General features: G+C 74.2%; 9 protein-coding genes. 7 read left to right on the top strand and 2 right to left on the bottom strand.

What is annotated here, in order from left to right; genetic code table 11:
* The 3 genes from MHW47_RS25210 to MHW47_RS25200 all read left to right on the top strand — a co-directional run.
* A partial coding sequence (locus tag MHW47_RS25210; protein ID WP_239226061.1) for an ECF transporter S component occupies positions 1-748 on the top strand: 748 nt, incomplete at its 5' end.
* A gap of 300 nt (positions 749-1048) precedes the next feature.
* Positions 1049-1489 carry a transglycosylase SLT domain-containing protein gene (locus tag MHW47_RS25205; RefSeq protein WP_239226060.1) on the top strand — a complete coding sequence of 147 codons (441 nt, stop codon included), beginning with the start codon at positions 1049-1051 and terminating at the stop codon, positions 1487-1489.
* Between the two features lie 107 nt (positions 1490-1596).
* Positions 1597-2592 (top strand): AEC family transporter, encoded by a 996-nt coding sequence (locus MHW47_RS25200; RefSeq protein ID WP_239226059.1) that lies wholly within the window; start codon positions 1597-1599, stop codon positions 2590-2592.
* 105 nt (positions 2593-2697) lie between these two features.
* Here MHW47_RS25200 and MHW47_RS25195 read toward each other — a convergent pair whose 3' ends face one another.
* Positions 2698-4644: a bifunctional glycosyltransferase 87/phosphatase PAP2 family protein gene (locus MHW47_RS25195; RefSeq protein WP_374230148.1), complete on the bottom strand. Its 1947-nt coding sequence runs from the start codon at positions 4642-4644 to the stop codon at positions 2698-2700.
* A 362-nt stretch (positions 4645-5006) separates the two neighbouring features.
* Here MHW47_RS25195 and MHW47_RS25190 point away from each other — a divergent pair, with 362 nt between their 5' ends.
* Positions 5007-6095, top strand: a complete 1089-nt coding sequence (locus MHW47_RS25190) for a DUF2330 domain-containing protein (RefSeq protein ID WP_239226062.1) — start codon at positions 5007-5009, stop codon at positions 6093-6095.
* 70 nt (positions 6096-6165) lie between these two features.
* Positions 6166-6666: a GNAT family N-acetyltransferase gene (locus MHW47_RS25185; protein WP_239226058.1), complete on the top strand. Its 501-nt coding sequence runs from the start codon at positions 6166-6168 to the stop codon at positions 6664-6666.
* Positions 6667-6696: 30 nt separating this feature from the next.
* On the opposite strand, the gene MHW47_RS25180 is transcribed toward MHW47_RS25185, so the two are convergent.
* Complete coding sequence (locus tag MHW47_RS25180; RefSeq protein WP_239226057.1) at positions 6697-8760, bottom strand: MDR family MFS transporter; 2064 nt, start codon at positions 8758-8760, stop codon at positions 6697-6699.
* 150 nt (positions 8761-8910) lie between these two features.
* Here MHW47_RS25180 and MHW47_RS25175 point away from each other — a divergent pair, with 150 nt between their 5' ends.
* Together MHW47_RS25175 and MHW47_RS25170 are read left to right on the top strand one after the other, a co-directional pair.
* A complete protein-coding gene (locus tag MHW47_RS25175) occupies positions 8911-9996 on the top strand; it encodes a peptidoglycan-binding protein (protein ID WP_239226056.1) in 1086 nt (361 codons plus the stop codon).
* Between the two features lie 181 nt (positions 9997-10177).
* The gene (locus MHW47_RS25170) at positions 10178-10840 is read left to right on the top strand and encodes an HAD-IA family hydrolase (RefSeq protein WP_239226055.1); all 663 of its coding nucleotides are present in this window, start codon (positions 10178-10180) and stop codon (positions 10838-10840) included.
* Positions 10841-10985 lie beyond the last annotated feature (145 nt).

Here is a 10985-nt window from a genome sequence, read left to right as displayed (position 1 = left end):
TCCCCCTCACGCCGGAACGGGCGCGGAGCGGGGGGCCTCGCTTCGGGGGACGGAAGGACGTGAGGTCATGGGCGGTGTGCTGGTCGGGGTGATTCTGGTCGTACTGGTCGTGGTGCTCGTCGCGATGATCGCGGACGCCGGCCTGGACGCGAAGGCGGTGGCGATGCTGGGGGTGCTGGCCGCGGTGGGGGCCGCGCTGCGCCCGCTGGGGGCGGGCACGGCGGGCCTGGAGCCGATGTTCTTCCTGATGGTGCTGAGCGGGCGGGTGCTGGGGCCGGGGTTCGGCTTCGTGCTGGGGTCGGTGACGATGTTCGCGTCCGCGCTGCTGACCGGCGGGGTGGGGCCGTGGATGCCGTTCCAGATGCTGTCGATGAGCTGGTTCGCGATGGGCGCGGGTCTGCTGCCGGGCCCGGACCGGCTGCGTGGGCGCGGCGAGCTGCTGATGCTCGCCGGGTACGGGGCGCTCGCCTCGTTCGCGTACGGCACGGTCATGAACCTGTACGGGTGGACGATCGTGCCGGGCCTGGCCTCGGGCATCTCGTTCCGTGCGGGCGACCCGCTGGGCGACAACCTGGTCCGCTTCCTCGCGTACTGCGCGACGACGTCGCTGGGCTGGGACCTGGGCCGGGCGGTGCTCACGGTGGTGCTGACGCTGACGGTCGGGGCGCCGCTGCTGAAGGCGCTGCGGAGGGCGACACGGCGGGCTTCCTTCGAGGCCCAGGTCACATTCGGCGACCGTGCGGAGTGAGGGCACCCACAGGACCTTGGTCCTGTACGAAGCGGCTTAGGAGGCGCCCGGGGGGTGCACAGGGCCCCGCTACGGCCCCTGTGACCTGCTATGCAGCGTTTTGAGGGGGTTCGGGACCTTCGGCCCCGGGTGCGAGGCGGGGTCGTATCAGGGGTCGTTGCCACGGCCGGACGGCGCCGCTAAGACTGGAACCCGTCGCCGAGCACCGCAGGTCCTCACCGGATCGCGGTCAACGAGCGCCGGTCCACGCAGGATTCGGACCGAGCCGCGACTCCCCCGTTCCCAACCGTTAGGTTCCCTGTGTCGTTCGCCCGTAACCTGGTCTCCGCGCCCCGCCTCTCCCGTCGCAAGGCCGCCGTCACCGGCGCCGCCGTTCTGCTGGGCGCCACCGGCCTCGGCCTGGGGGTCTCCTCCACGGCCATGGCGGCCCCGTCCGCCGCGCCGACGTCCGCCGGGAGTGCCCAGGACACGGCACGGCAGATGATCGGTGACGGCGCCCAGTTCCAGTGCTTCAGCAACATCGTCAGCCACGAGAGCGGCTGGAACCCGACCGCGACCAACGCCTCCTCCGGTGCCTACGGCCTGGTCCAGGCGCTGCCCGCGTCGAAGATGGCGTCGGCCGGCTCCGACTGGAAGACCAACCCCGGTACGCAGATCAAGTGGGGTCTGGACTACATGAACTCCCGCTACGGCAGCCCCTGCGCCGCCTGGTCCTTCTGGCAGGCCAACAACTGGTACTGACCGGGCCCGTCCCGGACAGCCGGTGATCACCGAAGCCCCGACCGCCCCGCGCGGCCGGGGCTTCGGCCTGTTCACGGACCGGCGCCCGCACCCGTACCCCCGTCCGCATGCCGAACAGGCGCACGGAGATCATGGCGGGCATGCATGCCCTGCTCTCCGGCTTCGCCCCCATCTGGATGCTGACCGGCATCGGCTACGCGGTCGGGCGCGGTGGACTCCTCGGAGCGCAGGCGGAGGCGGTGCTGGGCCGGTTCGTCTTCCATGTGGCCATGCCCGCGGCCCTGTTCACCCTGGTGTCGAAGGCGAGCCCGGACGTCTTCGGCGGTCCGGCGATGGTGGCGTTCGCCGCGAGCACGGCGGTGGCGGCGGGGCTCGGGTTCGTCCTGGTGCGCCGCGTCTTCGGGCGGGACCGGGCCGGGGCGGCGATCGGCGCGATGGCCTCGGGTCATGTGAATTCCGCCAACCTCGGCATCCCGGTGGCGGTGCAGGTGCTGGGCGACGCCTCGTTCGTCGCGCAGGTCATCCTCTTCCAGGTGCTGGTGCTGTCGCCGGTGATCCTGACGCTGCTGGACTCCGGGACGCGGGGCGGCGGGGACGGGGAGCCGGGGGCGCGGCGGGGCGGCGGCGTCCGCAGGATGCTCACGATGCCCGTCCGCAACCCCATCATCCTGGCCTCGATGCTCGGGGTGGCCGTCTCGGCGGCGGGGCTGCGGCCGCCGGCCGCGCTGGCGCATCCGTGCGAGGTGCTGGGCGCGGCGGCGGTGCCCACGGCCCTGATCACGCTCGGCCTGTCGCTGCACCGGGGGCCGGGCGGCGGGGGCGGGTCGCGCCGGGGCCGGGCGGAGACGGCGGCCGTCGTCGCGGTGAAGACGCTGGGGCAGCCGCTGGTGGCGCTGCTGGTGGCGGGCCCGCTGCTGGGGCTGTCGGACGGGCGGCTGCTGGCGGTGGTGCTGTGCGCGGCGCTGCCCACGGCGCAGAACTCGTTCATCTACGCCCGCGAGTACGGCCTGGACGCCGGGCCGGCCCGGGACGCGATCGTGGCGTCCACGCTGGTGTCGATGGTCACGCTGTCGGTGGCGGCCTGGGCGCTGGGGGGCGGGTGAGCCGTTCGAGTGGCGGGCGGCCGGGGACGGGCCGATGCTTGAGGGGCGACGATCCCCCCGCCGAAGGGGTGCGGGACGTGCTCACGTCTTCCCGCACCCCTTCGGTCATGCCCGGGCCTCCACCGCCCGGGCCTTGTCCTCCGGTGTCTCCGGCACCCCTGCGGGACGCGGGGCCGCGCACAGCCGGCGCGGGCCGATGAGCAGGTGGGCGATCAGGAAGCCGAGCGCGACGACGGCCGCCCCGCCGACCGCGTCCAGCACCCAGTGGTTGGCGGTCGCGACGATCGCGGTGACGGTGCACAGCGGATGCAGCACGCCGAGCGCCTTCATCCACGGTTTCGGCGCGAGCAGCACGATGATCACCCCGCACCACAGGGACCAGCCGAAGTGCAGCGACGGCATCGCCGCGTACTGGTTGGTGAGGGCCGTCAGCGCCCCGTAGTCGGGCCGTGTGAAGTCCTGGACGCCGTGGACCGTGTCGATGAAGCCGAGGCCGGGCATCAGCCGCGGCGGGGCCAGCGGGTAGAGCCAGAAGCCGAGGAGGGCCAGCAGGGTCGCGAGGCCGAGGGTGGCGCGCGCCCAGCGGTAGTCGGCGGGGCGGCGCACGTACAGCACGGCGAGGACGGCCAGCGGCACGAGGAAGTGGAAGGTCGCGTAGTAGTAGTCGAGGAAGGCCCGCGGCGCGCCGGTGCCGGCGACCGCGTGGTTGAGGGCGCGTTCGATGTCGATGTGCAGCCACCGCTCGACGGCGTGGACCTGCCGGCCGTGCCGTTCGGCGGTCTCCCGTCCGGCCGTGGCGGCCAGCCGGATGTGCGCGTACGCGGAGTAGACGACCCGCAGCAGCAGCAGTTCGAGGAGCAGGTGGGGCCGGCCCAGGGCGCGGCGCGGCGGCAGCAGCGGCACCCGGCGCAGCCGGGAGGCGACGGGCCGCGCGTGGACGGTGGGCAGGGGCCGCCGCCAGTACGGGGAGGTGCGCGGCAGGAACGGGGCGGCGCAGGCGGCCCCGAGCGCGGCGAGCAGCAGCACGTTGTCGCGTACCGGGAACGCCGCGCCGATGTTCGGCAGCAGCACCGTGCCCGGCAGGGTGGTGACCAGGACGACGACGGCCGGCCACACCATCCGGTCCGAGGCGCTGCGGCCCGCCCGGCCGACCACGGCGAGCAGCACCCACAGCAGCTGGTGCTGCCAGGCGGTCGGGGACACGGCGACGGCGACGCAGCCGGTGACGGCCACGGCGAGCAGGAGCTGGCCGTCGCGCGCGTACCGCACGGCCCGGCGCAGGCCGATGACGGCCACGGCGGCGCCCAGCGCCAGGAACAGCGCGATCTCCGGCGGCCCGGTCAGGCCCGACCGCAGCAGCGCGCCGTGCAGGGACTGGTTGGCGAGGCTGTCCGCCTGGTCGCCGAGGCCCGCGCCGGCGACGTGGTGCACCCAGTACGTCCATGAGTCGTGCGGCAGCAGGGCCCAGGCCAGGGCGGTGCCGGCGGTGAACGCGCCGGCGGCCGTGAGGGCGCAGCGGCGCCGGCCGGTGAGCCGGAGCAGGACCGCGAAGAGGAGCACGGTCGGCTGGAGAGCGGCGGCGACGCCGATGAGGACCCCGGCCGCGCGTTCCCCGCGTACGGCGAAGAGGCCGACGAGGACCAGGAGGACGGGCAGGATGCTGACCTGGCCGAGGTGGAAGGCGTTGCGCACCGGCAGCGAGAGCATCAGCAGGCTGATCGCGACGGGCGCGCCGAGCAGGGCGGTGCGCCGGCCGACCGGTCCCGGCAGGGCGCGGGCGGCGACGACGCCGAGGGCGGCGACCAGCAGCAGCGATCCGGAGGTCCAGGCGACGCCGAGGCTCTGCTCGGCGGTGCGGGTGAGCGGCTTGAGGACGAGCCCGGCGAACGGGGTGCCGGTGAAGTGGTCGGTGTCGTACAGCGATCCGGGCACGTGGAGCACGCCGTGCGGGCCGATCCAGGTCTCCAGTTCGGTGAGCCGCTCGTCCGGGGGCTGCCGCAGGACCGCCGCCATCTGCCGCAGGGCCAGCGCGGCCACGATCAGCCAGAGCACCGCCCGTGCCGCCGCGGTCCCCGGTCCCGCCGTCGCGCTTCCGCCGCCCCCGTGCTCCGCGTTCGCCACGCTGCGCCGATCCTCCCAAGGTCTGCCACCGGCCGGATGTCCGGCATGTGTAGAACCTTCGCACTGTGCAAGGAGATAGGCGCAATCAACCCGCTCTTTGAAATTCACCCCCATTTGTCCGACAAGATGCCTGGTCAGGTGTGCGGATCGGCCGGAACCGGCGTGCGACCGCGCACGTCTGAGCCCGTGATCAGCACCGACGGGGAGGACGGAAGATGCGGCGCGCGCGAGGAGAACGCGGGACGGGGCAGGGGGCGCGCGGCTGGGCGGCCCGTGCGCTCTCCCTGGCCCTGATGCTGGTGTCGTTGCAGATCGGGTCACTGATCGCACCGGCGTACGCCTGCGGGTGCGGCGCGATGGTGGTGGACCGGGACAGCCGGGTGGCGGTGGACCGGGAGACGTCGGCGGTGGGGTGGGACGGGCGCACCGAGCAGATCGTGATGCGGCTGAGCGTCCGGGGGAACGCACCCGAAGCGGCCTGGATCATGCCCGTGCCGCACCGCGCCACGGTCGAGCTGGGCGACGCGGAGCTGTTCACGGAGCTGGAGGCGATCACCGCGCCGGTCCGCGAGGAACGGCACTACTTCTGGCCGCGCGAGAAGGACTGGCCGTTCGGCGGCTCGGACCACGCGGTCGGCGACAGCGCGGCCGGTCCCCGGGCGTCCGCCCCGGTCGGGGTGGTCGGCCGGGAACGGCTGGGCCCCTTCGACGTGGCCCGGCTGACGGCGACGGACCCGCGCGCCCTGGAGGGCTGGCTGACGGAGAACGGCTTCGAGCTGCCGGACCGCCTCGCCACCGCCCTGACCCCCTACGTCGAGCAGAAGTGGGAGTACGTGGCGGTGCGGCTGGCGCCGCAGGAGCGTGGGACGCCGCTGAACGGCACGCTCGACCCGCTGCGGCTGCGGTTCGCCAGCGACCGGCTGGTCTACCCGATGCGCCTGTCGAAGCTGGCCGCCACCCCGCAGTCCCTGGACCTGTACGTGCTGGCCGACCACCGCATGGAGCCGCGCGGCACGATCGGCGGGCGGCCCGCGACGGTCTCCTACGCCGGCCGGGTGGATCCGGCGGCGGAGCCGTACGAGGCGCTGGCGGCGGTCACCGGCGACGGGCCGGTCTTCGTGACGGCCATGCACCAGTACTTCCCGGCGCCGGAGCGGATCGACGGCGACCACGAACTGGTGGCGACCGCCCAGGACACCCCGTACCAAAAGGTCATCCACCGGGAGACGCTGCTGACCTGGGGCGGCGTCCCGGCCTGGCTGGTGACGCTCTCCGGCGGCGCGGCGGCGGTCGTCGTGGCCGCGCTGCTGCTGGTACGCGCCCGGCGGCGCCGCCCGGTGACACCCCCGCCCCCGGTCCTCACCCCGCCCCCGCTGCGCTAGGGCGTGTCCGGCGGGCGGCCCCCTCGAAATCGGTTGCCCCGCACCTGTGTGCGGCGGCCAGAATGGCCCCATGACCTGGACCGTCGCCCCCGAGCCCTTCGACTGCGCCGACGCGGCCCTGCTGCGGCGGGACTACTACGGCGAGGTCGCCGGCCGGTACTGGGGGCGCCCGGCGACGGACGCGGAGATCGATAAGGGGCTCACCGGCGACGGCGCCGAGCTGCTGCGGGCCCCCACCGGGGACTTCCTGGTCGGCCGCTTCGACGGCCGCCCGGCGGCCTGCGCGGGCCTGGTCCTGGTGGACGGGGGCACCGCCGAGCTGACCCGGGTCTTCGTACGCCCGGAGTTCCGGGGCACGGGCGGCGGCGGGCTGCTGCTCGCGGCGGTGGAGGACCGGGCGCGGGCGCTGGGGACGGCGCTGCTGCGGCTCGACACCCGCCACGACCTCGTCGAGGCGCGCGGCCTGTACGCGAAGCACGGCTACCGGGAGGTCCCGGCGTTCAGCGACGGCCCCTACGCGCAACGCTGGTTCGCCAAGGAACTGCCCGGAGGGCAGGGCTCCGCCGCGTAACGCGTCCGCGCGGGTTCCGCAGGCGTTCGGTCACTCGCCCCGGTGGCGGTGGCCCGCCCAGTGGTCGCGCCGCGGTTCGGGGCTGTGCGGGCGCTCCTTGCTCGATCCGCTCGTCTCGGCCGTCAGCTCGGAGACCAGGGCGACCAGGTCGGTGGGCCGGTCGGGCCCCCACCAGTCGCCGAGGAGTTCGGCCAGCGAGTCCTCACGGGCCTGGGCGAGCTTGACCACCGCCTCCGCGCCCGGCTCGGTGAGCACCATCTGCACCCCGACCCGCCGGACGAGCCCGCGCCCCTCCAGCTGCCGGGCCGCCTCGTTGATCACCCGCAGCGGTACGGGGGCCACCTCGGCGAGCCGGGCGGGCTCCACGGTGCCGTGGCGCCTGATGCGCAGCAGCATCCAGCCCGCGGCCGGCAGCAGATCCAGGCCCGCCCGCTCGGTGATCTTCACATAGACCTCGCGGCGGCCCTCCCGGGTGGCGAGCACGGACAGGGCCCGCGCGCACTCGTCGTACGAGGAGCGCTCGACCGGGTTGGACGCCAGCGTCTCGCTCGGGTCGGGCGCCGTCACCGAGCCGCGCAGCGGGTCCTCCTTGAGGAGCCAGGCGAAGACGAAGGCGACCAGGACGACGGGGGCGGCGTACAGGAACACATCGGTGATCGACGTCGAGTACGCCTGGAGCACCGGGCCGCGCAGGCCCGGCGGCAGTTGCCCGAGGGCGCGCGGGTCCGCGGCCAGGCCCTTCGCGTCGACACCGGGCGGCAGCGGCCGCCCGGCGAGCGCGGCACCGAGCTTGTCCGTGAGCCGGTTGGTGAAGACGGTGCCGAAGATCGCCACACCGAACGAGGCGCCGATGGACCGGAAGAACGTCGCCCCGGAGGTCGCGACGCCCAGGTCCCGGTACGAGACCGCGTTCTGCACGACCAGGACGAGGACCTGCATCACCAGGCCGAGTCCCGCGCCGAACACGAAGAAGTAGGCGCTCATCTCCCAGGTGCCGCTGGAGACCGTCAGCCGGTGCAGCAGGAGCAGGCCGATCGCGGTGATGCCGGTCCCGGCGATCGGGAAGACCTTCCAGCGGCCGGTCCGGCTGACGATCTGCCCGGACACGGTGGAGGTGATCAGCAGCCCGAAGACCATGGGCAGCATGTGCACACCGGACATCGTCGGCGTGATGCCGTGCACCACCTGGAGGAAGGTCGGCAGATAGGTCATCGCGCCGAACATCGCGAACCCGACGACGAAGCTGATCACGGCGACCAGGCTGAACGTCCTGATCCGGAACAGCGTCAGCGGGATCACCGGCTCGGCGGCCCGCCGCTCCACGAACACGAACGCGACCAGCAGCAGCACGGCCAGCACCGCGAGGCCGATGATCTTCCAGGACCCCCAGGGCCAGGTGCTGCCGCCGAGGGAGGCGACCAGGACCAGGCAGGTGGCGACCGACGCGACGAGGAAGGTGCCCAGGTAGTCGATGGTGTGCTTCGTCCGGCGGACCGGGATGTGCAGCACGGCGGCGATCACCACGAGGGCGACCACCCCGATGGGCAGGTTGATGTAGAACACCCAGCGCCAGGACAGGTGCTCGGTGAAGAAGCCGCCCAGCAGCGGTCCGAGGACGCTCGTCGCCCCGAACACCGCACCGAAGAGGCCCTGGTACTTGCCGCGCTCACGGGGCGGGACGATGTCCCCGACGATCGCCATCGACAGCACCATGAGCCCGCCGCCGCCGAGCCCCTGGAGGGCGCGGAAGCCGATCAGCTGGGGCATGTTCTGGGCGATCCCGCAGAGCGCGGAGCCGATGAGGAAGATGACGATCGCCGTCTGGAACAGCTTCTTGCGCCCGTACTGGTCGCCGAGCTTCCCCCACAGCGGGGTCGCGGCCGTCGAGGCCAGCAGATAGGCGGTCACCACCCACGACAGGTGTTCCAGCCCGCCGAGGTCGCTGACGATCGTGGGAAGGGCCGTGGAGACGATGGTCTGGTCGAGTGCGGCGAGCAGCATGCCGAGGAGCAGTGCGCCGATGGCCACCAGGACCGACCGCGTGGAGCGGTCCTCGCCGGGGGCCGGGGCCGGGGGGCTCAGCTGCTGGGCCATGAAACATCTCCTCGGATGCTCTCCTCGGACGATCCGCTACACACCCATCCTGTCTGTTCCGCCCCGTTATGGCCTGCCGGAGGCCCGTCTGATTGGGGTTCTCGGCGGCGGGCTGCATAATCGCAGCAGTTCAAGGGGAGGGGACCCACCATGGCCGGACATATATGCCCGGAGTGCGGTACGGAGAGCAGACCGGGCAGCGGTCCGGGCTGCGCCTGCGCGGGCCGCACGGCCTACGGCGCCCCGGGCGCCCCCGGCCACCTCTCCGACCCGGAGCGGGCCGCCGAGCAGCGGCGCATCGCCGAGGAGCACCACGCCGGCCGGTCCGCCGAGATGGCGGCAGCGGAGGACTTCGACCCGCTGCGCATCCGCCCGTACGTGACGCTGGGCGGCGACACCACGACGGCGGCGTCCCCGATGACCGGACCCGCCACTCCCCCGCCGGGCGCCCCGCACCTCTACGCCCCCGAGGGCGACGCCGCGACGACCATGCCGCTGTACCTGCCGCCCATGGCCTCCGCCGGGGCCGCCGGGGACCGGACCGACGAGCCCACCGCCGCGCTCCTGCTCACCCGCCCGGACCCGGTCGCGCCGCGCCGCCGCAAGCCCTTCGCCGCCCTGATCGCCGGGGCGGCCGTGGTCACCGTCGTCGGCACGGCCGCCTTCATCGGCGGGCTGTTCGACGGCGACGGCGGCGGGGAGGCCGATCTGGACCAGGCCCTGCCCTCCACGGTGGCCAGCCTCCCCGACGAGAGCGGCGAGCCCTCGCCGTCCGCGTCGGCCTCCGCCTCGCCGTCCCCGTCGCGCTCGGCCTCCCCCTCGGCGTCCGCGACCGCCTCGGCGTCGAAGTCCGCGTCCGCCTCGGCCTCCACGTCTCCCTCCCGCTCCGCCTCGTCCTCCGCCTCGGCGTCCGGTGCGGGCCCCTCCTCGTCCCCCTCGGCCTCGGCGGGCAGCAGCGCCCCGGCGGAGGGCGTGGCCCCGCCGCCCACGGCCCCGGACGCGGGGGAGACCCTGCGGCGGGGCGACCGGGGCCCGGCGGTGGCGGAGCTGCAGAACCGGCTGCGCGAGATCTGGGTCTACAACGGCCCCGTGGACTCCTACTACGGGGACCGCACGGAGCGGGCTGTAGGAGAGTTCCAGTCCTGGTGCACCATCACAGAAGACCCCAAGGGCGTCTATGGTCCGCACACCCGAAACTGTCTGGAGACATGGCCAACGGGTCGCGACCGCCGCTGACCGCCGCCCCGCGGCCGGACGCACTGCCTCCGGTCCGGGGGATTCGCCAACACCGCCATGTTTTTGTATCGTGGAGGAACAAAGTGGCCTCCGCGCGCACACCCTGACCGGCGGGCGGGGGCCGCTTGACCTCTTGTGCCGCACACCCCCGCGGCGCCCCCTCCCGCCCTGGAGCCCGCCCATGCCGGTCACCGCCCTCACCGCCCGAGCCCTCCTCCTGGACATGGACGGCACCCTGGTGAACTCCGACGCCGTCGTGGAGCGCTGCTGGCGGCGCTGGGCGCTGCGGCAGGGGCTGGACCCGCAGGACGTGCTGAAGGTGGTGCACGGCCGGCAGGGGTACGCCACGATGGCGGTGCTGCTCCCGGACCGCCCGATGGCGGAGAACCACGCGGACAACCGGGTGATGCTCGCCGAGGAGACGGCCGACGTGGACGGGGTGGTTCCGATCGGCGGCGCCCCCGCCTTCATGGACGCGATCGCCGCCCTCCCGCACGCCCTGGTCACCTCCGCCGACCTGGCGCTGGCGACGGCCCGGATGGACGCCGCCGGGCTGCGGATGCCGGACCTCCGCGTCACCGCCGAGAGCGTCGGGGCCAGCAAGCCGGACCCGGAGGGCTTCCTCAAGGGCGCGGCGGCGCTGGGCTTCGACCCGGCGGACTGTGTGGTCTTCGAGGACTCGGAGGCGGGCATCGCGGCGGGCCGGGCGGCCGGCATGCGCGTGGTGGGCGTGGGCCCGCGCGCGGGAGCCCACGCCCCTGACGCCCACATCCCGGACCTGACCCGGCTGCGCGTGGAGCCGGCGCCGGACGGCACGATCACGCTGCACATCACCGCCGCCTGAGCCCCGGACGCGCACCACCCGGGCGGGGAGCGCCCGCACGAGGAGCGCCCGGGGGCCGCGATCGGCCGCACGGAAGCACCCGGTTGCCGCGGTCAGCCGCACGGGAAGCGCCGGACGCCGCGATCGGCCGCACGAGGAGCCCCCG

The sequence above is a fragment of the Streptomyces sp. OfavH-34-F genome (assembly GCF_022347745.1).
Lineage (GTDB): Bacteria > Actinomycetota > Actinomycetes > Streptomycetales > Streptomycetaceae > Streptomyces.
Note: the sequence above shows the minus strand (reverse complement) of the source record. Positions and strands in the feature narration are given on the sequence as shown.

What these genes read in the sequence shown, in the direction of transcription:
- MHW47_RS25200 (WP_239226059.1), top strand. Translation starts at nt 1,597, where the DNA reads ATGCCGAACAGGCGCACGGAGATCATGGCGGGCATGCATGCCCTGCTC.
- MHW47_RS25185 (WP_239226058.1), top strand. Translation starts at nt 6,166, where the DNA reads ATGACCTGGACCGTCGCCCCCGAGCCCTTCGACTGCGCCGACGCGGCC.
- MHW47_RS25170 (WP_239226055.1), top strand. Translation starts at nt 10,178, where the DNA reads ATGCCGGTCACCGCCCTCACCGCCCGAGCCCTCCTCCTGGACATGGAC.
- MHW47_RS25190 (WP_239226062.1), top strand. Translation starts at nt 5,007, where the DNA reads ATGCTGGTGTCGTTGCAGATCGGGTCACTGATCGCACCGGCGTACGCC.
- MHW47_RS25175 (WP_239226056.1), top strand. Translation starts at nt 8,911, where the DNA reads ATGGCCGGACATATATGCCCGGAGTGCGGTACGGAGAGCAGACCGGGC.
- MHW47_RS25180 (WP_239226057.1), bottom strand. Translation starts at nt 8,760, where the DNA reads ATGGCCCAGCAGCTGAGCCCCCCGGCCCCGGCCCCCGGCGAGGACCGC.